A 25,821-nucleotide genomic window follows, 5' to 3' on the forward strand; every position below is an offset into this window, starting at 1 on the left:
TTGCCGGTAGCAGATAACCATTTAATACAGTGCTGACGGCTGATTGCCGGTAGCAGATAACCATTTAATTACAGTGCTGACGGCCGATTGCCGACAGCCGATAGCCATTTAATTACAGTGCTGACGGCCGATTGCCGACAGCCGATAGCCATTAAAAATGCTTTACCCCAATACATTAGAACAAAAACTGGGATTCGACAAGCTGAGGGACCGGTTGAAAGAGCTTTGTATCAGCTCTCTAGGCCAGAACTATGTTGAAAAGATCCGGTTTTCTGAGAATTTCGGCATGGTCGAGAAGCTGGTAAGCCAGACAGCCGAAATGCAGCGCATACTCGAACTGGGCGAGAATTTCCCTTCCCAGAACTACATCGACGCGACCCCTTATTTGAAGCGTGCTGCCATTGAAGGGATGCTACTCACACAGCCCGAGTTTTCGGACTTGAAAGTGTCGTTGCTCACGATCCGGCTTTGCCTGCGCTTTTTCGAAAGCCAGGAGGCCGACGCATTCCCCATTCTGGGCGAGTATGCTAAAACGATCAAGGTAGAAAAGGCCGTTACAGACGCCATCGACCGAATTATCGACGATCGTGGACAGATCCGCGATTCCGCCTCACCGGAATTGTCGCGCATCCGCAAGCGACTGATCTCCGAGCAAGCCGGGATCCGTAAAAAGCTGGATACGATTTTGAAATCGGCCAGAAGCAATGGATGGATCGGCGACGATGTCTCTTTGACCGTCCGCAACGGCCGTATGGTAATTCCCGTTGCCGCCGAGCACAAACGGAAGCTACGCGGGTTTATCCACGACGAATCAGCGACAGGCCAGACCGTTTTTATCGAACCTACGGATGTTTTTGAATCCAATAATGAGATCCGTGAACTCGAATATGAAGAACGCCGCGAAATCAACCGCATTCTGCTTGAATTGACTGCCTATATCCGTCCGTTCGTACCCGATTTGCAGAAGGCCTATGGTTTCCTGGGGTTAATGGACTTTCTGCGTGCCAAAGCAAGATTAGCCGGCGAAATGGGGGCGATTAATCCTCCGTTCGAAAACCGCCAGTTTATCGACTGGCGCGAGGCGCGGCACCCGCTGCTGCATTTGTCGTTCCAGAAGCAGGGCAAGAAGGTAATTCCGCTCAATATCGAATTGCAGGAAAAACAACGCATCCTGATCGTTTCCGGGCCGAATGCGGGTGGTAAATCGGTCGCATTGAAAACTGTGGGATTGATTCAGTATATGTTCCAATGCGGGTTGCTCGTACCCATGCTCGAGGGTTCTTCGATGGGCTTTTTCCAGAATATCTTCATCGATATCGGTGACGAACAGTCGCTGGAAAATGACCTGAGTACGTATAGCTCGCACTTGACCAATATGCGGCATTTCCTTTCCATGGCCAACAAAAGGACGCTGTTCCTGATCGATGAGTTCGGTACTGGTACCGAGCCGGGCCTGGGCGGTGCGATTGCCGAAGCCATTCTAGAAAACCTGACCAAGTCGGGTGCATTCGGGATGATCAATACGCATTATACCAATCTGAAAGTGCTTGCCGACAAGACCGAAGGGTTGGTAAACGGCGCTATGCGTTTCGACGGCGAACACCTGGAACCGCTCTATCAACTGGAAATCGGCAGGCCGGGCAGTTCGTTTGCATTTGAAATTGCTTCGAAAATCGGATTACCGAAGGCGGTGGTCGCTCGTGCCAAGGAAAAGCTGGGAACGCAGCAGGTGAATTTTGAAAAGCTGCTGAAAGAGCTCGATATCGAACGACGCGTGTTTGCGGAAAAAAACATCGAGATCGGTATCAAGGAGCGGAAACTGACCAAGCAGGTCGCCGATTATACCGCATTGAAGGAGAAACTCGAAAACAACGAGAAGAAGATCGTCAATGAGGCTAAGCAGAAAGCCAAGAACCTACTTTCGGATGCGAACCAGTTGATTGAAAATACAATCCGCGAAATCAAGGAGAACAAGGCTGAAAAGGAAAAAACCAAAACGGTAAGGACTACCCTTGAAAACTTTGGTAAAAACAACCTGAAACTGGCCGAAATAACCGAAAAGCAGCCCGAGGAAGAAGAATACGAACCGGAAAGCGGCGACATTACGCCGGGCAGCTATGTACGTATCAGCGGGCAGACGGCCATTGGTGAAGTGCTTTCGATCAAAGGCAAGGACGCCGAAATCCGCATTGGCGATCTGAAATCGAATGTGAAGTTGAACCGTCTCGAAAAAGTCTCGCGTAAAGCCTACCGGGCCGCAACCGGTGAAAAAGGACTGAAAACGACTTCCAAAGGTGTGGACATGAACGAGCGGATGCTCAATTTCAGTTTCAACCTCGATATGCGTGGAAAACGCGGCGAGGAAGCATTGGGGATGGTAGACCAGTTTATGGACAATGCCATCATGCTCGGCTACGACGAGCTCCGCATTGTGCACGGCAAGGGCGACGGCATCCTGCGCACGCTCGTACGCAACCACCTGCGCGGGTACAAGCAGGTAGCGGGCATGTACGACGAGCATGCGGACCGCGGTGGCGCGGGCGTGACGATCGTGAAGCTGAAATAGCAATTTTAAAATACTCCATAATGCAAAAAGGGCGCCGATGAAGCGCCCTTTTTGTTTGATATACCACTTATCAGTGAACTGCTGCCGAAGAAGTAGCTACTGTTTTACGGCCTTTCATCCAGAAATACAGGATAGCGAATGCGACGATCAGCAATGCGGGGAACATCACCATGGTACTTAGCGTCGCCTGCCCGGCTGCCAACTCCATTTCATCGCCTGTAAGACCGGCCGCCAGTTTCTCAGCTTTGGCATCATCCAGCCATTTACCGATTACCGGCTGCCAGATGGCCGTCGAGAACATTCCGATACCACCGACGATCGACATCCCCAATGCACCGCTCAAAGGCACGTTCTGAGCCACGAAACCGATCATGGTTGGCCAGAACAACGCCACACCCATGGCGAAGATCACAGCCGCAGCATATGCCGCAGGGCCAGTTACTGTGCTGAACAGGTAAATACCGGCTGCGGCCAGGATCGAAGAACCCCAAAGAATCCCGGTTTGGCCTAATGCCGCCACGATCGGGTGCGCAAAGAAGCGCGTGATCGCCATCAAACCCGTCACCAACGCCAGGATCAGCATCGGGCTTGCACCGCTCTTACTCATGATCAAACCTGTCCATTGCTGTGGACCAAACTCGCTGATGGCGGTAAATGCCATACAAACGAAGATGAAAATAAACAGCGGCGAAGCCATTGCTTTCAGGTTCTCTCCAATTGAAGTTACACCATCCACGTGTGGTTTAGGGAATGCCTGTCCCCAGAAAAGGAATGCGTAAATAATGGTCGGGATAAGGATCACCCAGATTTGCGCCTGCCAGCCCAGGTTGGCATCGGTCATGAATTTCGAGATCAGGGACCCCACCACGATACCGCCTGGGAACCACATGTGGAAGCGGTTGAGCATTTTGCTCATTTGCAGACCTTCGTAAGAATCCGCAATCATAGGGTTACAAGCAGCCTCAGTACAGCCGTTACCCACGCCGATAAGGAATGTGGAAATCAAAAGACCGGTGTAGCCGCCCGAATAAATCGTCATGATGATACCAATCGCGTGACAAACGAATGCCACCTGCATGATTGTTTTCGGGCCGATGGTGTGGTAAACGAGCCCGCCGATGATCATCGCGAGCGGGAACCCGAAGAACCACATCGAGTTGATAAAGCCCAGTTGCTCGGCCGTGAGGTTAAACTCGGTGCCCAGCTGGGGCAGAATCCCTGCACGGATACTGAATGAGAATGCAGTGGTTATGAGCGCAAAACAACTTGCATTGAAGAGCCTTCCGCTGTTAACTGATTGGGACATGTGACTAAATGGGTTTGATTATTTGAATTAGATGATTGATTTCGGGATACTTTTTTATTCAAAGATTTTCACAAAAAAAACAAACTCCCGGGAATTCTACTGCTTTTCACTATTCCTAAGCAATGTTTTTTATGTCTTAAATTTATATTTGTGAGAAGTAAGAGTCTTCTACGCTACTCTTTCTTATCTGTATAATCTATTTCAAAAACCTTAAACCAACTGGAATGTCAAGAAAGATCAGAATGGGCATGGTAGGCGGGTCCCTGGATGCATTTATTGGTGGGGTCCATCGCCGTGCAGCGATCATGGATGGAGAAATTGAGCTGGTTTGCGGAGTTTTCAGCTCCGATCCTGCCAAGTCTAAGGAAACCGGGAAAGCGCTATATCTGCCTGAAAACAGGGTTTATAACGACTTTGAGGAGATGATCCTGAAAGAAAAGCAACTACCGGAAGGGGAACGCATGGATTTTGTTGCCATCGTTACGCCTAACCACGTACACGCCGCGCCTACCAAGCTTGCCCTGGAAAACGGCTTCCACGTCGTGTGTGATAAACCGATTACATTGAATACCGAAGAAGCTGAAGAAATCGTTTCGGTGGTGGAAAAAACCGGCCTTGTATTCTGCCTCACCCATAACTACACCGGCTACCCTATGGTAAAGGAGGCGCGCCAGATGATCGCCTCGGGCGCCATTGGAGAAGTTAGGAAGGTAATTGTGGAATATCCGCAAGGTTGGCTGGCTACATTGGTGGAGGTTACCGGCAACAAACAGGCCGCATGGCGCACCGATCCGAAGCGATCAGGAGCTGCCGGAGGTCTGGGCGACATCGGTACACACGCCGAAAACCTGGCCGAATACATCACCGGCCTCAAAATCACTCAGATTTGTGCCGACCTTACGATATTTGTAGAAGGCCGTTTGCTGGATGATGACGCCAATATTTTGCTTCGCTTCAACAATGGTGCGAAAGGTATCCTGCAAAACAGCCAGATCGCCAATGGAGAGGAAAACGACCTCAATATCCGCGTGTACGGGGAAACCGGCGGCCTTCAATGGAAGCAAATGGAGCCTAACACGCTGATCCACAAAACCAACCAGGGCACACGCATTATCCGCACAGGCGTGGGCAACCTTTCCAAAGCCGCGCAGGTGCATACCCGCATCCCCGCCGGCCACCCCGAGGGCTATTTCGAGGCCTTCGCCAATCTATACCGCAACTTCGCCATTCACGTGAGGGCTTACTGGGAAGGCAAAAAGGCCGATCCGGTATACGATTTCCCGACTGCACAGGATGGTCTGAGAGGTATGAAGTTCATCGACGCCGTCATTGCTTCCAACAAGACGGAGACGAAATGGACGGATTTCTGATCCTGAATACGCATTTCAATTTACTGTACATCTCAATTTAACCCGCGAAAGCGGACTGTTTTTCACTAATCATTCCATACCCATTTATGAACAAAATCAAAGTTGGCGTTGTCGGAACAGGCTTCATTGGTCCCGCACACATTGAAGCACTGAGACGTCTTCCTAATGTAGAAGTTGCCGCACTTTGCGAAGTGACCGCAGAACTGGCCAAGGAGAAAGCTGATGCGCTTGGCATTGCACGTTCCTACACGTTCGACGAACTGTTGAAACAAGACGACATTCAGGCTGTCCACATTTGTACACCTAACTTTTTGCACTACTCACAGTCGAAAGCGGCATTGCTCGCCGGCAAACACGTGATTTGTGAAAAACCACTAGCGAAAGACCTCGCAGAAGCAGAAGAGCTCGTGGAGCTGGCTGCGAAAACCGGGCTGGTGAATGCAGTTCACTTCAACCTGCGCTATTACCCACTGGCGCGTCAGATGAAATCGATGCGTGAAAAAGGCGAACTGGGCGAGATTTATTCTTTCATCGGTTCTTATCTGCAAGACTGGCTGTTCTACAACACCGACTATAACTGGCGCCTCGAACCGGACAAATCCGGCGATTCACGCGCAATCGCGGACATCGGCTCCCACCTGATGGACATTCTGGAATACATTACCGGCCTGAAAACCGTTGCCGTTCTAGCGGACTTCAACACCGTTCACAAAACCCGCAAAAAGCCTTTGAAAGCCGTTGAGACTTACTCGGGCAAACTGCTGCAACCGGAAGACTACGCCGATGTACCTATTAATACCGAGGACCACGCCAACGTATTGCTCCGTTTCGACAATGGAAACAAAGGGGTAATCACCGTATCGCAGGTTTCGGCTGGCCGTAAAAACCGCATGTCGCTGGAAATCTCCGGTTCTAAAAAGACATTCAGCTGGTGTTCCGAGGCTCCGAACGAAATGTGGATCGGTAACCGCGACAAGGCCAACGAAATCCTCATGCGCGACCCGTCGCTCGTGAATGAAGACGTGCGCTCGACGATCACCTTCCCAGGCGGCCACAATGAAGGCTTCCCGGATACCTCAAAACAAATGTTCAAGGAAGTTTACGCTGCTATTGCAGAAGGTAAGCAGCCCGAAAATCCGACATTCCCAACGTTTGCAGATGGGTACCGCGAATTGCTGATTTGCGAGAGAATCCTGGAAAGTAACAAGAAAGAGGCTTGGGTAACTATTTAATTTTGAATGATTGAATGACTGAATGATTGAATGGGGCGTCTGTGCTCTTTACCTAACACACTATGATATGGCTGTTGATGATAAGAAAGATTTTGTTTCTCTGTTGCAGGACCGCACTAAGCAGTTTGTGCTGAGGAGTATTAAAGTCTTTAAAGCATTACCACCGACGGAGGAGGCACGCGTTGTCGGAAAGCAATTTCTGCGATCGGCGTCGTCCGTAGGAGCCAATTATAGAGCTGTGTGTCGGGCAAGAAGTCAGAATGAGTTCTTTGCGAAGATGAGCATAACGGTTGAAGAAGCGGATGAATCACTCTTCTGGATGGAGATAATGTCCGAAGCAGGTATCCTACCTTCCGAAAAGCTGAAAGCTCTGATGGACGAAGCACAAGAACTCATCAAAATCCTATCCAAAGCCCGCAAAAACGCCAAATAACTACCCACAGTCATTCATTTTTCATTCAGTCATTCAATCATTCAGTCATTCAATCATTAGAAAAACATGAAAACAATAAAAGGCCCCGGTATCTTCCTCGCCCAATTCCTTGGCGACGAAGCGCCATTCAACTCACTGGATACCATTGCCGACTATATGGCCGGCCTCGGCTATAAAGGATTGCAACTCCCTACCTGGGACCCGCGTGTGATCGATGTGAAGCAAGCGGCTGAGTCACAAACTTATGCGGACGAGCTGAAAGGCAAATTGGCCGATAAGGGCCTCGAAATCACTGAACTCGCTTCGCACATCATCGGTCAGCTGGTGGCCTCGCACCCAGTTTATGACGATCTGTTCGATGGCTTTGCCGTACCGGAAGTTCGCAAGAACCCGAAAGCACGTGCAGAATGGGCTACGCAGCATTTGAAATATGTGGCGCAAGCCAGCCGCCGGTTAGGTTTGAAAGCTTCTGCGACCTTCTCAGGCGCATTGGCGTGGCCTTTCCTGTATCCCTGGCCGCAACGCCCCGCCGGATTGGTGGAAACTGCATTCAAAGAACTGGCTACCCGCTGGAAGCCTATTCTGGACGTATATGATGAAAACGGCGTTGACGTAGCCTACGAGCTGCACCCGGGCGAGGATTTGTTCGATGGTGCTACTTTCGAAATGTTTGTAGACTACCTTGATGGCCATACCCGTGCAAACATCAACTACGACCCGAGCCACTTCGTGTTGCAGCAGTTGGATTACCTCCAGTTCATCGACCTCTACCACGACCGTATCAAAGCATTCCACGTGAAAGACGCGGAATTCAATGCGACCGGTAAGCAGGGCGTCTACAGCGGCTTCGCAGGCTGGGCTGATCGCGCCGGACGTTTCCGCTCGCTGGGCGACGGCCAGGTTGATTTCGGCGGTATCTTCTCCAAACTGTCACAATACGACTACGACAGCTGGGCGGTTCTCGAATGGGAATGTTGCATTAAGTCGCCCGTACAAGGCGCGGCAGAGGGTGCGCCGTTCATCGAAAGCCACATCATCGAAGTGACTACCAAAGCATTCGATGATTTCGCGGGAACCGGTGCAGATGAGGCGTTTAACCGCAAGGTGCTGGGTCTATAATTGTCGATCCTACAAGTATATTGAAAACCTATCTTCCTTATGGGAAGGTAGGTTTTTTCTACGTTAACCAATACCCAATCAATCTAATGAATGAATCCCCTTTTCAAAAAGTTTTAAAACGTTTCAGGATCGCCGGCGTGACGGCCCTGGCATGTTGCAGTCTGGTAGCTACGGCCCAGACCGTGACGCCGGAGAAGCGCGTGCTGGTATTCTCGAAAACAGCCGGATTCCGGCACTCCTCGATCCCCGCAGGAAAAACTGCCATTTTAAAATTGGGTAAAGAGACCGGCTTCTCGGTGGATACTACCGAAAATGCAGCTGTTTTCACGAACAAAAATCTGCAAAAATACAGCGCCGTTATATTCCTGAACACCACCGGTAATGTACTGAACGACAATCAACAGGACGCATTCGAACGCTACATCCAGGCGGGCGGCGGCTACGTAGGTATCCACGCGGCAACCGACACCGAATATGACTGGCAATGGTACAACAAGCTGGCAGGCGCGCAGTTCCTCAGCCACCCGGGCAACCCGAATGTACAGGAAGGCGAAGTATTTGTTGTAAACGACCAGCATCCTTCGATGGACGGTTTTCCAAAAAAATGGAAGATCAAGGACGAGTTCTACGATTTCAAGAACTTCAATGAGAAGGTAAATGTCCTGGTAAAGATCGATGAGAAGACTTACAAGGATGGCAAAATGGGCGATAACCACCCGATGTCGTGGTACCACGAGTTCGATGGCGGTCGTGCATTCTATACCAACTTCGGGCATGAAGATGCGACCTATACCAATCCTGTTTTTGTAAAACACCTCACCGGGGGCCTCAACTGGGCAATGGCATCGAAACTGGATTACGCCAAATCCCGCCCCGAAGAAAACCGTTTCACCAAAAAAGTGCTGGCTTCCAAACTGGATGAGCCAACAGAATTGGTCGTTCTGGATGACCAACGTGTACTTTTCACCGAAAGAAAGGGCAAGGTGAAGCTTTATAATCCTAAAACCGGCCAGATTAAACTCGTTGGCGAAGTGCCCGTTTATACCAAACAGGAATACGGGCTCATGGGCTTGAACATCGACCCTAACTTCAAAACCAACAAACTGATTTACATGTACTATTCGCCGCCATCGACGGAAAAGGATACCGCACAGCATTTGTCGAGATTCAAATACGACGATGTGAAGGATACCGTGCTCCTCAGCACAGAAGAAGTACTGTTAACTGTACCCGTGAAGCGCACCGACTGCTGTCACACCGGTGGCTCTATCGCTTGGGATGCGAAAGGGAACCTCTATCTCTCGACTGGCGACGACGTGAATCCGTTCCAGTCCAATGGATACGGCCCTATCGACGAACGTCCGGGACGCGAGGGCTGGGACGGTCAGCATACCTCTTCCAACACCAATTCATTGCGTGGAAAAGTATTGCGCATTAAACCGCGCTACGGCGACCGCCGCGCGAATATGCCGGGCGGTACGAATCTATACGACATTCCCGAAGGCAATCTCTTCCCTCCCGGAACCGATAAGACGCGCCCGGAGATTTATGTCATGGGTACCCGTAACCCCTACCGGATTTCAGTAGACCAGCATACCGGCTATTTGTATTGGGGTGATGTAGGCCCGGATGCTTCCAACGACGATCCCAAACGTGGTCCGAGAGGATATGACGAAGTGAATCAGGCGAGAAAGGCAGGGTATTTCGGCTATCCCCTGTTCATTGGTAACAACCGGCCATATATTGATTTCAACTTCGCAGACAGCAGTTCCGGCAAGCCATTCGATCCGTTAAAACCGATCAATAACTCACCGCACAATACTGGTTTGCAGGAACTACCGCCTGCTCAGCCCGCATTCATTTACTACCCATATGCCGATTCACCGGAATTCGGGGCGATCGTTGGTAAGGGTGGACGAAATGCCATGGCCGGACCGGTATACTATGCCGCTGATTTTCAAGACAGCAAGGTTAAATTCCCTTCCTATTACAATGGGAAGTTTTTTGCCTACGACTGGATCCGCGATTATATCAACATCGTGACCATGAACGAGAAGGGCGATCTGCAAAGCATCGAGCGTTTTATGCCGGGCACGAAGTTCAGCCATCCGATCGACATGCAATTCGCGAAAGATGGTTCGCTGTACACATTGGAATACGGCCCTAACTGGTTTGCTCAAAACGATGAAGCCAGTCTTTCGCATATTACGTTTAATGCGGGTAATCGCGTGCCAGTGGCCGTCGCGAGCGCTACCAACACTACTGGCGCAACGCCTTTGAAAGTAAACTTCTCTTCCAAAGGCTCACTGGATTACGATGGTGACCCCATCAAGTATGAATGGTCTTTCGGAAAAGGTTTGCCAAAAAGTACGTTGGCTAACCCAAGTTTCACGTACGCTAAGCCAGGTGAATACACTGCCACTTTAAAAGTGACCGACAATGCCGGTAACTCAAACATCTCGGAGGTAATCGTGCGCGTGGGCAATGCCATTCCGAAAGTGGACGTCGCCATTAAAGGCAATAAGACTTTTTATTGGAATGATAAGCCTGTGAACTACGAAGTTTCTGTTTCGGACAAGGAAGATGGTAGCCTGGCTAACAAAAAGATCCCGGAAGACGAAGTCACACTGACCATTAACTACCTGGAAGGTTTTGACAAAACACAACTCGCGCAGGGCCATCAGGCTAACACCGGTTTCGAAACCGGCAAACGCATGATCGAACTGAGCGATTGCAAGGCCTGCCACTCGATCGATAAAAAGTCTATCGGTCCAGCCTACCGCGAAGTGGCGAAGAAATATGCCAGAGAACGCAACTCTTTGAAAACGTTGACCGATAAGGTTCTGAAAGGAGGAAGCGGTGTTTGGGGAGAGCAGGCAATGCCCGGCCACCCGCAGCACAAGCCAGAGGAAATCGAGGAAATGGTGAAGTATATTCTCGACCTCAACAATGTAAAAGCTGTGGAAAAGAAGCCATTGAAGAGCTCCTATGTAACTCAGGCCAAGAAAAAAGAGGGTTCATACATCTTCACAGCCAGCTACACTGACAAGGGTAACGGCAACATGGGCCCACTGACCGGTTCCAAAACCGTAGCATTGCGTCCTTCGACCGTAATGGCCAACATGGCGGACACCACCAAAAACACCTTCAAATACAAAGGCGACAATGGCAATGAAATGGTGATCGGCATGAAAGATGGCGGCTTCATCGCTTTCGACGACATCGACCTAACAGAGATTTCGAAACTGGCCGTTTCAGTTGGGAGCAGTGCAGGCCGCTCTGCTGGCGGAACGCTCGAAGTTCGTCTCGACGGCGTTGCAGGAGCCAAAATCGGCGAAGGCAAGGTCGATAAGACTGAAACCATCAGCGTTCCTGTGAAGGCACCAGCCGACGGCAAGTTGCACAAGGTGTATTTTGTATTTAAAAATGCAGAAGCAGGTAACAAGCCATTGTTCTCGATTGAATCGGTACGATTCGAGAACGCGGCATTGTAAAACTGATTTTCAATAAAAATGATAAAAGCGGGCTTCCTTACGGGGCCCGCTTTTGCATTGAAACAACTGACGATTTCTTACTTTTGAACCACCATTTTCTTCACGCCGTTGCTTTTTCCATCCGTTACCAGATCATACAAAAAAACGCCATTCTGAAAATCCCCTGCCGAAATCATCAGTTGCCCTTCTCCCCGCTCCTTCACCACATAGGTACTTACTTTCACGCCGTTTACGGCATATACATCCACTCGCGCCTCGTTAACAGACTGAGGAATGAAATATTTAATTACCGAACTTCCTGAAAATCCGTTCGGTATATTTTGTTCAAGTACCACTCCATTCGCATTCGGTTCAAAACGCGCGGCACTGCCAGTTAGCGGCTGTGCAGTACTGGAAGCCGCAATCCGCTCCAACTGTTCCAGTCGCTTTGACAAGTCAGCTACCTGTGCATTCACTTCTTTCAATTCCGCATCTTTCTGCTCAATAACCCTCTGCTGCTCTTTCACAGAGTTGATCAAAATGTAGGTCACCGCATTCGCATCATAGTCCAGGTATTCGGTTTTATTTCCCAATGAATCCTGGTGTGTAAATGTACCAATGGTGTACGGTGCTATTTTCTCCATTTCCTGCGCGACGATACCTACAAACTTCTTCTCACCGGTTTCAATGCCTGCCTGGCCATTGTATTGGAACCAAATCGGGCGGATTTGTTTGAGCAGGTCAAGGCCGTCCGTGAAGTCGGTGATGTCTTTTTTGAGGCGGGCGTCGGAAGCGACAGTCCAAGTTGGCGAGCCGGCTTTGGCAGCGGCATCGGTGCTCAATTGCAGCTGGAATGCAGGAGCGGAGACGCCTATACCGACATTAGCATTTTTTCCCAAGACAATACTGTTGCTTGCTGTGACCTTTGCTTCTGAACCTATTGCTGCTGCATTTTCCAGAGTTGGATTACCCGTAGCACCATAGCCGAGATAGGTGTTTCTCTGCCCGGTTGTATTATGATATCCGGCGCCATAACCCAGGAAAACATTCTGATGGCCATTCGTGTTGGAATAACCTGACTTATTTCCCAGGAATACGTTGCCGACCCCGGTTTGGCTTGAATAACCGGATTGAGCGCCCAGGAAAACGTTGAAGAACCCTTCCTTGTTGGAGTAACCAGCTTTAGAACCAAAAAACGAGTTTTCATTTCCTTTATTTGATTGACCCGTTTTCTCTCCGACAAAGACATTTAATCCTCCTACATTGCTTGTTCCAGATTCACTACCCACAAAAGTGTTATCCCCTCCCATATTGGAGAATCCCGTCTTATATCCTAAAAATGTATTTGAATTGCCTTCACTTTCCTTACCAGCTCTGGCGCCCACAAATGTACAGAAGTCACTAACCCAAGACTGAGACCCAGCTAGTATCCCTACGTATGTACACTCATCCCCGTACGTATTGTTTAACCCTGCTTGATGCCCCAGGAAGGTGTTGTCCGCGCCGTCATTCATGTGTCCAGCCTGTGTTCCAAAAAATGCATGGTTGTTTCCCACCGTCCCAACCGCAGCTCCATAATGCGTCTGCGCATTCACTTGTGTCATGGCGCATACGCCCAATAGCAACGCCCCCGTCGTTTTGTACCACTTGTTCATAATAATAATGTGTTTGAATGAAGAGGATTTACCTCGATTGATTTGTAACGGGTACAAATCTGACAAAGGACATCCGAATTGAGCGGAACTATTGAAGCAAAGAGCATCTCCGGTTATTTACCGGGGATGCATTATACGTTTCACCAAGAAGGGACTATTCAACCAACATCTTTCTGCTGCCGATGACCTTACCGTCGATGACTAAATCATAAATGTGTATACCACTTCCATAGTTTCCCGCCGATAGCTGTAATTCACCAGCACCGCACTCGGTAATCTTGTGGGTACTTACCTTTCCGCCACTGCTGTTGTAAATATTAATCGCAGCTTCTTTGGCCGGGGAAGGCACGAAATATTTAATGGTAGTTTGTCCGGTGAAGCCATTGGGTACATTTTGTTCGAGATACGGTAAGTCCCCATCCTGACCTGCTTTTCGAAAGTTTGCCGCTCCCGAGGATCGGTTTTCTTCGAGCGTTTCCAGGCGGGCTATCAACTCATGTTGGTTCTTTTCCAATGCAGTAATTCGAGCATCTTTTTCCTCAATCACCCTTTGCTGCTCCTTCACGGAATTGATCAGAATGTAAGTCACCGCATTCGCATCATAGTCCAGGTATTCGGTTTTATTTCCCAATGAATCCTGATGTATAAATGTACCGATGGTGTACGGCGCTATTTTCTCCATTTCCTGCGCGACGATGCCTACGAATTTCTTATCGCCTGTTTCGATGCCTGCCTGGCCGTTGTATTGGAACCAAACTGGACGGATTTGTTTGAGCAAGTCGAGGCCGTCGGTAAAGTTGGTGATGTTTCTTTTGAGGCGACTGTCGGAGGCTACCGTCCAGTCCGGCGAGCCAGCTTTGGCTGCTGCGTCGGTGCTGAGGTGGAGTTGGAAAGACGGTGCGGATACGCCGATGCCGACATTGGCCTTATGACCGAGGATAAGGCTATTACTTGAAGTTACTTTTGCATTCGCTCCAATTGCTGTGGAATTTTGGATATCCTCTGCTCCGTCGGTCTTGTATCCCACATAAGTGTTATTATTACCGGTATAGTTGGTTTTCCCGCTTTGCGATCCTAGAAAGATATTATAATTCCCAGGCCCGTTTTTAGCACCGGTGGTGTATCCGACAAACACATTTTCGCTTCCGGAATTAAATCCGGTAGCAGCTACCTGAGTACCCAGAAACGTATTGTAGTTTCCTCCCCAGTTCTGAAACCCTGTCTTGTAACCTGCAAATAAATTCCCGGTGCTGATGCTCGCTTCATATCCACATTCCGCACCCAGGAAAGTATTGTATCCGCCAATAAAGACGTTTTCACCGCACCCACTACCAACAAAAACATTTCCACTGGTGTTAGTACCGCTCCCTGCATATGCTCCAATAAAAACGTTATCAACCCCTGTAACGTTAGAAGATCCGGCCAGTTGTCCAAAAAAACTATTGCTATACGCATTGGCGGAATTCTTTTCGCCCGCTTGCTTGCCAAAGAAAGAATGACCGTCTCCCTGCGTCCCTGTCCCTATGCCATAGTGCGTCTGCGCATTCACCTGTGTCATCGCGCATAATCCTAATAATAGCGCTCCCGTTGTTTTATGCCATTTGTTCATAATAATAATGTGTTTAAATGAGAGGATTTACCTCGATTGATTTGTGACTGATACAAATCTGACAAGGATGCCAGTAATGGAGCAAAAGAACTGAAGCAAAGCGCCTCCCCGGTTATTTGCCGGGGAGGCGCTATACGTTTTACGAATGAGGAATTATTCAACTAACATCTTCCTACTACCGACAACCTTGCCATCAATAACCAGGTCGTAAACATGCAAGCCGCTTCGGTAACTTTCTGCCGATAGTTGTAATTCACCGGCTCCGCGTTCAATAAGCCGATGGCTACCGACCTTTCTGGCACTCTTGTCATAAATGTTTATCACGGCGTCCTTTGCCGAAGAGGGCACGAAGTATTTGATGGAAGTCTGCCCAGTAAAACCATTAGGTGCATTTTGTTCGAGATAGGGAGTCTCCTGACTTTCATCGGCTTTCTGAAAACCCACCGCCGAAGATCTATTTTGTTCAAGCGCTTCCAAACGGGCCATCAGTGCGTATTGACTCTTTTCCAAAGCAGCTACCTGCGCATTCATTTCTTTCAATTCCGCATCCTTCTGCTCAATGACCCGCTGCTGCTCCTTCACCGAGTTGATCAGAATGTAGGTTACCGCATTGGCATCATAATCCAGGTATTCGGTTTTGTTACCCAATGAATCCTGGTGTGTAAATGTACCAATGGTGTACGGCGCTATTTTCTCCATTTCCTGCGCGACGATGCCTACGAACTTCTTGTCGCCTGTTTCGATGCCTGCCTGGCCGTTGTACTGGAACCAAACTGGACGGATTTGTTTGAGCAAGTCGAGGCCGTCGGTAAAGTTGGTGATGTTTCTTTTGAGGCGACTGTCGGAGGCTACTGTCCAGTCCGGCGAGCCAGCTTTGGCTGCTGCGTCGGTGCTGAGGTGGAGTTGGAAAGACGGTGCGGATACGCCGATGCCGACATTGGCCTTGTAACCCAGGACGAGGCTGTTGTCCATAGTGACTTTTGCGTTTGCTCCGATAGCCGTAGCATTTTGTATGAACGTTGTCCCGTCAGCCTGATAACCAATGTACGTATTACTACTTCCACTGACGTTACTCTTTCCACTCTTTACCCCCAGGAATACATTAAAATTGCCGCTCGAGTTGTTATTTCCAGAGGTGTACCCGACAAACACATTCTCCTGCCCGGTTTTATTTTCAATAGCAGTTTGCGCCCCTAGGAAGGTATTGTAACTGCCGGTCGTATTCTGATATCCAGTTGAATAACCGCCAAAGAAGTTTGCGCCTCCATTGAGATTGTTTTGACCAGCATACCCACCCACGAACGTGTTAAACGGACCTGAAACACTTTGAAAACCAGACTTATAACCCACAAAGACATTTCCCACGCTATTATTAAAATAACCCGCCTGAGAACCTACAAAAACATTATGGACGCCATCCAGATTAGAGAATCCAGATTGATGACCAAAAAAACTGTTGTCCAGACCATTTGCGGTATTCGAAGCACCTGCCTGGGTACCAAAGAAAGCGTGTCCAGGCCCAAGAGTCCCTGCTCCTGCCCCATAATGGGTCTGTGCATTCACCTGTGTCATCGCGCATACTCCCAACAGCAGCGCCCCTGTAACTTTGTACCATTTGTTCATGATGATAATGTGTTTAGATGGAGGATTTACCTCGATTGATTTGTGACTGATACAAATCTGACAAAGATGCCAGTAATGGAGCAAAAGAACTGAAGCAAAGCGCCTCCCCGGTTATTTGCCGGGGAGGCACTATACGTTTTACGAATGAGGAATTATTCAACTAACATCTTCCTACTGCCCATGCTTTTCCCGTCGACTACGAGGTCATAGACATGCACACCATTCTTGTAGCGATCAGCCGATAGCAGCAACTCGCCCGGGCCTGGTTCGGTAATTCGGTGGGAGCTAACCTGGGTGCCGCTGCTATTGTAAATATTGATTACGGCCTCTTTCGCAGAGTGCGGAATGAAGTATTTGATGGAAGTTTGCTCCGAAAAGCCATTGGGAACATTCTGTTCCAATCCGGCATTTTCACCGTTTTTCTGGAAACTACCGGAAGCAGCGAGTGACCTCTCCAATTTTTCAAGACGGGCTGTCAGGTCAATTATTTTTTCTTCCGACAGTTGTGCCTGGTGTTCCAGGCTAACAATCTTCGCATCCTTCTCTTCGATTGTACGTTGCTGTTCTTTCACGGAATTGATCAGAATGTAAGTCACCGCATTCGCATCATAGTCCAGGTATTCGGTTTTATTTCCCAATGAATCCTGGTATGTAAACTTACCGATGGTGTAAGGTGCTATTTTCTCCATTTCCTGCGCGACGATGCCTACAAACTTCTTCTCACCGGTTTCAATGCCTGCCTGGCCATTGTATTGGAACCAGACGGGACGGATTTGTTTCAACAAATCGAGGCCGTCGGTGAAGTCGGAAATGTTCTTTTTGAGACGGCTATCGGAGGCGACGATCCAATCGGGCGAACCGGCTTTGGCGGCGGCATCGGTGCTGAGGTGGAGCTGAAATGCGGGTGCCGAAATGCCGATGCCTACATTTGCCTTATTACCCAAGACAATGCAGTTGTTTGCAGTGACTTTTGCTTCTGAACCTATTGCCGCCGCATTTTCCAGAGTTGGATTACCGGTAGCGCCGTAACCAAGATAGGTGTTTCTCTGCCCGGTTGTATTATGGAAACCGGCGCCGTAACCCAGGAAAACATTCTGATGGCCATTTATATTAGAGTAACCTGACTTATTTCCCAGGAATACGTTGCCGACACCGGTTTGGCTGGAATAACCGGATTGAGAGCCCAAGAATATATTGAAGAAACCTTCCTTGTTGGAATAGCCCGATTCACGTCCAACAAAAGTGTTTTCATTTCCCTTGTTTGACCTACCGGATTGCGTGCCTAGAAATACATTGGAATTTCCTGTGCTTTGCGAACCGGCATCTATACCTAAGATGCAATTATTATCCCCTTCACCAAAGTCAAAAGCTCCGGGGCCAAGTACTGCATTAAATGAGGCATTAACTGAATGTTCACCTGCATGTGCCCCAACAAATACATTGCTTTGCCCATTCATATTATCAAAGCCTGCATATGCTCCAAGGTAAGTATTATTAGAGGCTGAACTGGAAAAGCCGGCAGCAGCCCCTAAAAATGTATTATTCATACCTCCTTTGCTCTCCTTGCCAGCATGTTGGCCAACCATCGTGTGATTGATACCATTCGGATTTTCGTAACCGGCTTGTTTACCAACATATGTATTGGCGTTCCCTCCGATGTTCGAGAAGCCCGCTTCATGGCCTAAAAATGTGTTATCCGCTCCGATGTTAACTTTTCCGGCGTCAGTCCCGAAAAATGCATGGGCAATTCCGACTGTCCCGGCCCCTTGACCATAGTGCGTCTGTGCATGCACTTGGGTCAATGCGAAAACTCCTAGCAGCAGCGCCCTTGTTTTCTTGTACAATTTGTTCATCTTAACAATATGTCTGAATGAGAGGATTACTTCAATTGATTTTTTACAGCGGGTTCACGAAAATTATCGAAAGCCGCGAACTGCCTTTCCAGTTTTTCAAGCCGTGTGGCCAGGTCGCTTAGTTTCACTTCCGACCGTTCAGTCTGGCGTTCCAAGGCGACGATTTTTTCCTCGTTCTCTTCGATTCTCAGCTGCTGCTCTTTCACCGAGTTAATCAGGATATACGTCATTGCATTGGCATCATAACCCAGGTATTGAGCCTTGTTACCCAATAAATCCTGGTGCATGAATGTACCAATAGTGTAAGGCACGATCTTCTGCATTTCCTGCGCGATGATTCCTACAAACCTCCTGTCGCCAGTTTCAATGCCAGCCTGACCATTGTACTGAAACCACACCGGCTTGATTTGTTTGAGTAATGTCAAGCCATCGGTGAAGCTGGTGACGTTCTTTTTGAGGCGGCTGTCGGAGGCGACTGTCCAGGTCGGCGAGCCGGCTTTTGCTGCGGCGCCAGTGCTGAGATGGAGTTGGAACGATGGTGCGGATACGCCTATTCCGACGTTCGCATTATTTCCCAGGACAAAGCTATTGCTCACTGTGACCTTAGCCTCTGAACCAATAGCTGTTGCATTTTCCAATCCAGGATTTCCGGTAACGCCGTATCCGAGGTAAGTATTTCTTTGACCTATTGTATTATGATAACCAGCCCCATATCCGAGAAAGACGTTACTGTGACCGTTTGTATTGGAATAGCCTGATTTGTTGCCTAGAAAGACATTTGCTACGCCTGTTTGACTGGAATAACCTGATTGGGCACCTAAAAAAGTATTGAAGAATCCTTCCTTATTGACCTTACCGGCATTGTATCCAATGAAGGTATTTTCGTTTCCTTTGTTCCAGAATCCTGCCTGTGAACCCAAAAAAACATTAAAACTCCCCTTATTTTGGGATCCAGATAGGCGACCTACGATACAGTTGTTATCGCCTTCACCATAGTCGAAAGCGCCAAACCCGAGGATCGAATTAAAAGAAGTGGTAGAATTTCCCCCTGCATATGTTCCCAGGAAAACATTGCTTTCTCCATAATGATTATCAAAGCCAGCATATGCTCCGAGGTAAGTATTATAGGACTTGGAACTCGAAAAGCCTGAAACAGCCCCTAAAAATGTGTTATCGTCATCAGGAACGCCTTCCTTGCCGGCATGCTGCCCCACCATAGTGTTGTTGAAACCAAGAATAGATACATACCCCGCATGTTTACCCACAAAGGTATAAGCATCTCCGAAGAGGTTGTACATACCTGCTTCATGCCCTAAAAACGTATTGTCTGCCCCAGAGTTTACTATTCCGGTATTCGTGCCAAAAAATGCACGAGCGGTTCCGAATGTCCCTGCACCAGAACCATACTCCGTCTGAGCAGTGACCTTCATAGTTGCGAGCATCCCGATTATTAGCGTCGCTATTTTATACCATTTCTTCATAGTCAATAATATATAATTGAGTAATGCTTGTATTAATCGATTTCTGATGGTTAAACAAAAAGAGGGCTTCGTTACCAAAGCTCTCTCGAATTCTATTAATCATAACCCCTACTCTACCACCATCTTCTTCGCCCCCATACTCTTACCATCCATAACCAAATCATAAACATGCACCCCACTCCGGTATTTATCCGCTGAAATCACCAATTCACCTGCACCACGCTCCGATATAGGATGCGAACTGACCTTCACGCCCGCTACTGTATAGATATCGATCACCGCAGTTTTCACGGATTGAGGGATATAGTATTTAATGGAGGTCTTATCCGAAAAGCCGTTGGGAACATTTTGCTCCAAACTGCCAGCCTCTTTTCCAGCACTGTTGAAAACCCCTGGCGTAGCGCTCATTAAGCGCTCCAACTTTTCCAACCGGCTTTCCAACTCCTGAATTTTTGCTTCCTTATCTTCGATTACTCGTTGCTGCTCCTTCACCGAATTGATCAGAATGTAGGTCACCGCATTCGCGTCATAATCCAGGTATTCGGTTTTATTTCCCAGTGAATCCTGGTGCATGAATGTGCCAATGGTGTATGGCGCGATCTTCTGCATTTCCTGGGCCACGATTCCCACAAACTTCTTATCTCCGGTTTGTATTCCCGCCTGTCCGTTGTATTGGAACCACACGGGTTTGATTTGTTTCAAAACATCCAATCCTTCCTTAAATTCGGATATGTTCCTTTTTAGCCGCCGATCCGACATGACTGCCCAACTGGCCGAACCAGGTTTCGCGGCCGTCTCAGCACTTAATTGAAGCTGGTAAACGGGTGCGGACACACCGATCCCCACGTTGGCATTGCTACCCAACACCAGGCAGTTACTCGCGGTTACCTTGGCAGAAGCACCGATAGCAGTCGCATTGACAATGTCTGCCTTTCCACTTGAACCATAACCCAGATAAGTGTTTTTCTCGCCCGTGGTGTTGCTATAACCCGCTCCATAGCCGAGAAATGTGTTCAGGCTCCCGGTCTTATTGGAGTATCCTGTTTTATTGCCCAAAAACGCATTGCCAGTGCCGCTGTCATTGTTGTATCCCGAACCCGTGCCCATCAGTGTGTTTTCAGTGCCGGTAGTGTTCAGGTGACCGGATTCTTTACCGATGAAGTTGTTGTTACTCCCGGCGTTGTTGTATCCCGCTGCTTTTCCGATCATTACATTGTTGTGCCCATTGCTATATGTTCCGGCCCCATATCCAAAAATTACATTGTAATCTCCTTTGGCATCTGTGGCCGTACTTGCTCCCACAAAGGAGTTTCCATATCCTTTGGCCCTTGCGCCGGAACCCGCGCCAATAAAAGTACTTAGATCAGTACCTTCCACACCCTGACCTTCATTTTCGCCAGCAGAATGTCCAACAAAAGTGTTAAACACTCCATTGACGTTGAATCCTGATTTCGTGCCTACATAGGTGTTAGAACCACCAGAATTATTAGCCCGCCCCGATTTCCAACCCACAAAAACATTATCGTTCGTCTTGTTATTGTATCCAGACTCAACGCCGATGAAAACATTATGATGATTTTTGTTTTCAAAACCAGCCATTGCTCCTAAAAACACATTATCGCTGCCATCCGAATTGAAATTCCCCACTCTGAAGCCCATAAAAACGTTGTTAGAGCCCGTACTTGCAACTCCCGCCTGGTCACCCACGTAAGAATTCTGGCTACCAGCAGACAACTTTCCTGCACGAGCTCCAACAAAGGTCCCCTGCACATAGTCACCATTGTTCTCACCGGCTTGAAAACCTATGAAAGTATTGGATTGCCCGCCTGTATTCTGGACTCCGGCCGAATTACCCACAAAAGTGTTTTGTTGCCCGTAAGCATTCTTCCCCGCAAAATGGCCTAAATAAGTGTTATAAGCCCCAACAGTTCCGTTCGTGCCGTTTGCCTTGCCGGCGTCTGTACCAAAAAAGGCATGTTCGGGCCCCAATGTCCCCGCGCCGGCGCCATAATGTGTCTGAGCATTACCTGGATGCCCCACGCCTCCAAGTAATACTAGTACAGCTAAAATTGGTTTGAAAAAATGTTTCATATCGGTATTGTTTGATATAAATGAATGCCTCGACACTCGTCAGGATCTATCCTAAGTTGAGCTATCAGATACAACAAACAACCTTAAAATGACCGATTGGCGGTAATGGATTCTTCAAAGGAAGCCAAGCAGACCGCAGTAGGAGTATATTGGCAAAATGCAAAAAGGAAATTCGGTAGAAAGCCACCAGTTCTTCCGGCAGCATAACCATAACTAATCCGCAATCGTCACAACTTACTTTTACTTGTATTAAAAGCTAACTCGCAAAGCCTTCAATCCCCAATCCAAACAGAGCAAAATCATACTTCACAGGATCATTCGGATCGAGCAGGCGCAATGAAGCTGTCAGCTCACTTGCGGTTTGCCAGTCGGTAACAGGCCGTTTGATGAGGCCCAGCACCCGCGCGACGCGGTCGACGTGGACGTCGCAGGGGCAGATGAGCTGGGAAGGAAGGATGGTGTTCCAGATGCCGAAATCGACACCGTTATTGTCCTGTCGTACCATCCAGCGCAGGAACATGTTCAGGCGCTTGCAGGAAGACTTACGCGCAGGTGTAGCAATGTGCTTGCGTGTGCGTGCGGGGAAGTTTTCGGAGTTCGAAAATAAGTCGTGGAAGCCGATGAGGGCATTTTCGATCGTGACATCGGAAGGCCTCATGTGACTACTGAATGCGAATTCCAGGGAATCGTGGATCTTGTAGTATTCCTGAAAGAAATGCAGAAAATAGAGTGTATCGGTAGCGTTAAAAGTTCGGTGCTTGAAATGCAGGAACGGTTTCAGGTCGCTTTCGTGATGATTGCGCACAAAGTCGTAAGGCGCATTGTCCATTAATGCGGCCAGTTCGAGGCATTTGTTAATAATGGTTTTGCGCTGGCCCCAGGCAAGCACCGCAGCCCAGAATCCCATGATTTCAATATCCTGCTTCACCGAAAACCGGTGTGGAATACTGATCGGGTCAAAAGGAATGAAGTCCGGCCGATTGTATTGCGCCACCTTCTCATCGAGCAATTCGGCCACGAACGATGGCGGATAGGCCGTTTGGCTAGCGTCGGGCATGGCTACCTCCAAACAGGTAAGCCAGCACACGGGAAATACCTGAGAAAATCATCACGATCCCCGAAAAAAGGAATGTAAAAATGGCGATAAACGGGTACAACAGTGTGAACATCACACTCCAAACCTTGTAGCCTGGCGTATTTTTAAGCGCTTCCCGCTCTTCCTCTCTTTTGGAACGAAACTGTGGTGCGTGTTTCATAATATCTTCTTCGGTAGTTATTCAAGGTAACTCACTACCGCCCTGAATCGTTTGCTGTTAGGAGAAACTTTTTCAAATGCGCGCGACGACAACTTGATGACAATGTCGTCATTTACGCTCGTGTCGGGAATGCGACCGATAATGCGGACGATGATTTTTTCCTGGTTATATTCGTTCAGAACTTCTACCAGCGAGCCGATCGGCGCGGTACGGTGCAATCCGAGGAATTTGCTGGTACTTTCATCCGTCTCAATCACCTCCGCGAGCCCTGATTCCGATTTCTTCTTGCTTTTCACCACTTTTGGCGGAGCAACTTCTTCCACCGGCTTCACCACTTTTTCCGGAACGACCGTCTTTGCTTTGACAGAATCCTTTACAACCGTGGTAGCGACTTTCGCAGGAGGCGGAGTTGCGGCAGGCGCCGCAGCTTTTTCCGCCCCTTTTTCACTTACGATCAGTTCCTGCCCATCTTTAAGATTATCGTCGGTAAGATTGTTCCATTTACGCAGGTCAGCCATCAGTACACCGTATTTCACGGCTACTCGATACAAGGTCTGTCCGGGCTCTACTTTATGAATGCCGTTTGCAGGAAGCGCTGCGGTCGAAGATGCCGACGGCGCAGAAGTGCTGGTAGCTACCGAAGGTGTGTCAGCAACAGGCTTGGTTTCCTTCACCTCCGCTTTCACCAATTCCTTTTTCTCTTCTTTCTTATCCTCCTTTTTGGCTTCTTTCTTGGTCACTTTTGGTGTGTAGGGCACCCGGATCGTCTGTCCTGACTGGATCTGATCGCTCATGCCGGGGTTGGCTTCGCGCAATGCATGGATGGTCGTTCCGTACTGGCGCACGACAGCGAACATCGTTTGCCCCTGGTTAACCTTATGTATAATGAAGATCTTTCCTCCTACCTTCTCAACCCCCACAGAGTCAACAGCATTCAATCCCTTAGCCCGGGCACTCGTCAAACCTGTCATCAATCCTGCCAAAAGGGCCAGGCAAAAAATGTATTTCATTTATTATGAAAGCGTTAAACTCGAAAACTCGTTGCTATTTTTCAGATAAACCAATGTGGACGCTTTCAGCATCATCGTCGAGCGGCCTGTTCCTTCCCGCTCTTCCGATAGTTTCTCGTGTAAAACCTGTTGCTTCTGATCGGTTACTATGAGGAGGTATTGCACTGTTTTATCTTGCTCGTAAATATAATAAGAAAAGATTATATAGGGTCTTTTCTCCAAATAATCAATGGCTGCCGGGTTGTGACCGCCGGTTGCGTTGCTAATAAATTGCGCAAGTTGCCCGAAGTACCTGTTCCCTTCGTTGTAACGAACGGGCTCCGTTAAAATTATTTCTTCGCCCGGTTCGGTCGGTGCCGCAATCAATGGTTGCACCTTGCCGGTCGCGGCGTTACAATGCAGGTGTGAAAATGTCTCTCCCCGCTTGGTAGCTATTTCCAGCAGGCCATTTCCTGCATTGCTGACCAGTAAGTGGTTCGGCAAAATCCATGATAGCAATCCTGTTTCCGCATTAACGGCAAGCAGATCCGTCGGCTCAGGGACCTCAGGGTAGCGGTAATTGTGCAAAAAAATGTGGTGGTCTGAAAAAGCAGTCAGGGATGTCCACCAATCCGTACCTTCCACATGCCGCTGCCATTTTACAGTGAGGTCGGCGGTATCGATCATAGCAAACGACACTTCACGGCTTTCCGGGTTACGTAACTCAATGGCCCACAGCGAACTGTCTGGATCGGCATCGGGCAATACACGCCAGATGTTTTCCGAAAACCGGAACGAAAAAAGATTTTGCAATTTTTTACCTTTATTTTGAATTCGAATTTAACTGACAACGACCTCGTGCGCATTCTAGGAATAATACCGGCCCGTTACGCTTCTACCCGCTTCCCCGCCAAGGCTTTGGTGGATATCGGTGGAAAAAGCATGATCCAGCGGGTCTACGAACAAGCATCCAAAGCTACTCAACTCGATCAGGTTATCGTAGCAACAGACGATGAAAGGATATTGAACCACGTCCGCGAATTCGGCGGAACGGCTGTAATGACCTCGCAAGATCACCAAAGCGGTACCGACCGCTGCTTTGAAGCATTGAGCAAAACCGATGGCCAATACGATTATATCATTAACATTCAGGGCGACGAACCCTTCATCAGCCCGGAACCGATCGACCACCTGGCCTCCGTCTTGAACGGTGACACCGAGCTGGCCACGCTAGTCAAAGTCATCGACAACGACGACATTCTCTTCAACGTGAATGTGCCCAAGGCAGTTCTGAACAAGCGAAATGAAGTCATGTATTTCAGCCGACAGACGATCCCCTACCTGCGTAATGCGCAGAGCCAGGAAGAGTTTCTGAAATCACATGTTTTTTACAAACACATCGGCATTTACGGATACCGGTCCGACGTTCTGGCCGAGATCACCAAACTTCCCGTTTCATCATTGGAGAAAGCCGAAGCACTGGAACAACTGCGCTGGCTTGAAAACGGTTACGCGATTCAGGCGGTAGTTACCTCGGATGATTCGCACGGTGTGGACACGCCCGACGATCTGGACCGGGTCACCAGAAAATTTTTGCCCTAACAGCCCTTTGTGGAATACATTTTTTACAAGGAAGGTTAACGTATAAGGATTAGCCGTATATTTCTTAAAAAACGTTAAAACCGTTTTACGTATACGACCAGCTTCTTCCGATGCGTTAGCCTTTTATTGTTTTAAACTAATTACCACTTGAAAAAAGAGCCTT

General features: G+C 48.6%; 18 protein-coding genes. 7 read left to right on the forward strand and 11 right to left on the reverse strand.

The genetic code is table 11. The features are described from left to right. The first annotated feature begins 157 nt into the window (after positions 1–157). Positions 158–2,566, forward strand: coding sequence for an endonuclease MutS2 (locus tag J7619_RS13740; protein ID WP_291199105.1), 2,409 nt, complete (start codon positions 158–160; stop codon positions 2,564–2,566). Between the two features lie 70 nt (positions 2,567–2,636). Here J7619_RS13740 and J7619_RS13745 read toward each other — a convergent pair whose 3' ends face one another. Next, on the reverse strand, positions 2,637–3,872 hold the full coding sequence (locus J7619_RS13745; protein WP_291199107.1) for a sugar MFS transporter: 1,236 nt from the start codon (positions 3,870–3,872) through the stop codon (positions 2,637–2,639). Between the two features lie 242 nt (positions 3,873–4,114). Here J7619_RS13745 and J7619_RS13750 point away from each other — a divergent pair, with 242 nt between their 5' ends. The 5 genes from J7619_RS13750 to J7619_RS13770 all read left to right on the forward strand — a co-directional run bounded on the left by J7619_RS13750 (position 4,115) and on the right by J7619_RS13770 (position 11,520). Then, a complete protein-coding gene (locus J7619_RS13750) occupies positions 4,115–5,242 on the forward strand; it encodes a Gfo/Idh/MocA family protein (RefSeq protein WP_291200353.1) in 1,128 nt (375 codons plus the stop codon). Between the two features lie 86 nt (positions 5,243–5,328). Further along, complete coding sequence (locus tag J7619_RS13755) at positions 5,329–6,474, forward strand: Gfo/Idh/MocA family protein (protein WP_291199109.1); 1,146 nt, start codon at positions 5,329–5,331, stop codon at positions 6,472–6,474. 67 nt (positions 6,475–6,541) lie between these two features. Next, positions 6,542–6,907 (forward strand): four helix bundle protein, encoded by a 366-nt coding sequence (locus J7619_RS13760; protein WP_291199111.1) that lies wholly within the window; start codon positions 6,542–6,544, stop codon positions 6,905–6,907. Positions 6,908–6,973: 66 nt separating this feature from the next. Next, positions 6,974–8,026 carry a sugar phosphate isomerase/epimerase gene (locus J7619_RS13765; RefSeq protein ID WP_291199113.1) on the forward strand — a complete coding sequence of 351 codons (1,053 nt, stop codon included), beginning with the start codon at positions 6,974–6,976 and terminating at the stop codon, positions 8,024–8,026. A gap of 86 nt (positions 8,027–8,112) precedes the next feature. Further along, entirely contained in the window at positions 8,113–11,520 is a 3,408-nt protein-coding gene (locus tag J7619_RS13770) for a ThuA domain-containing protein (protein WP_291199115.1), read from the forward strand. Between the two features lie 77 nt (positions 11,521–11,597). Here J7619_RS13770 and J7619_RS13775 read toward each other — a convergent pair whose 3' ends face one another. The 10 genes from J7619_RS13775 to J7619_RS13820 all read right to left on the reverse strand — a co-directional run bounded on the left by J7619_RS13775 (position 11,598) and on the right by J7619_RS13820 (position 24,869). After that, positions 11,598–13,154: a tail fiber domain-containing protein gene (locus J7619_RS13775; protein WP_291199117.1), complete on the reverse strand. Its 1,557-nt coding sequence runs from the start codon at positions 13,152–13,154 to the stop codon at positions 11,598–11,600. 154 nt (positions 13,155–13,308) lie between these two features. Continuing rightward, positions 13,309–14,763: a tail fiber domain-containing protein gene (locus tag J7619_RS13780; RefSeq protein WP_291199119.1), complete on the reverse strand. Its 1,455-nt coding sequence runs from the start codon at positions 14,761–14,763 to the stop codon at positions 13,309–13,311. Between the two features lie 153 nt (positions 14,764–14,916). After that, positions 14,917–16,386, reverse strand: coding sequence for a tail fiber domain-containing protein (locus tag J7619_RS13785; protein WP_291199121.1), 1,470 nt, complete (start codon positions 16,384–16,386; stop codon positions 14,917–14,919). A gap of 152 nt (positions 16,387–16,538) precedes the next feature. Beyond that, positions 16,539–18,239, reverse strand: a complete 1,701-nt coding sequence (locus J7619_RS13790) for a tail fiber domain-containing protein (protein ID WP_291199123.1) — start codon at positions 18,237–18,239, stop codon at positions 16,539–16,541. Between the two features lie 26 nt (positions 18,240–18,265). Continuing rightward, positions 18,266–19,720 (reverse strand): tail fiber domain-containing protein, encoded by a 1,455-nt coding sequence (locus J7619_RS13795; protein ID WP_291199124.1) that lies wholly within the window; start codon positions 19,718–19,720, stop codon positions 18,266–18,268. A gap of 108 nt (positions 19,721–19,828) precedes the next feature. Further along, positions 19,829–21,811 (reverse strand): tail fiber domain-containing protein, encoded by a 1,983-nt coding sequence (locus J7619_RS13800; RefSeq protein WP_291199143.1) that lies wholly within the window; start codon positions 21,809–21,811, stop codon positions 19,829–19,831. 256 nt (positions 21,812–22,067) lie between these two features. Beyond that, on the reverse strand, positions 22,068–22,868 hold the full coding sequence (locus J7619_RS13805) for a TIGR02757 family protein (RefSeq protein WP_291199145.1): 801 nt from the start codon (positions 22,866–22,868) through the stop codon (positions 22,068–22,070). Next, positions 22,855–23,067 carry a hypothetical protein gene (locus J7619_RS13810; RefSeq protein WP_291199147.1) on the reverse strand — a complete coding sequence of 71 codons (213 nt, stop codon included), beginning with the start codon at positions 23,065–23,067 and terminating at the stop codon, positions 22,855–22,857. The genes J7619_RS13805 and J7619_RS13810 overlap by 14 nt, the downstream gene beginning before the upstream one ends. Before the next feature lie 17 nt (positions 23,068–23,084). Beyond that, a complete protein-coding gene (locus J7619_RS13815; RefSeq protein WP_291199149.1) occupies positions 23,085–24,077 on the reverse strand; it encodes a LysM peptidoglycan-binding domain-containing protein in 993 nt (330 codons plus the stop codon). A 3-nt stretch (positions 24,078–24,080) separates the two neighbouring features. After that, positions 24,081–24,869, reverse strand: a complete 789-nt coding sequence (locus J7619_RS13820) for a DUF4905 domain-containing protein (protein ID WP_291199151.1) — start codon at positions 24,867–24,869, stop codon at positions 24,081–24,083. A 45-nt stretch (positions 24,870–24,914) separates the two neighbouring features. On the opposite strand from J7619_RS13820, the gene kdsB reads away from it, so the two are divergent. After that, entirely contained in the window at positions 24,915–25,658 is a 744-nt protein-coding gene (gene kdsB / locus J7619_RS13825) for a 3-deoxy-manno-octulosonate cytidylyltransferase (protein WP_291200356.1), read from the forward strand. Positions 25,659–25,821 lie beyond the last annotated feature (163 nt).

Source organism: Dyadobacter sp., from assembly GCF_017744695.1.
Lineage (GTDB): Bacteria > Bacteroidota > Bacteroidia > Cytophagales > Spirosomataceae > Dyadobacter.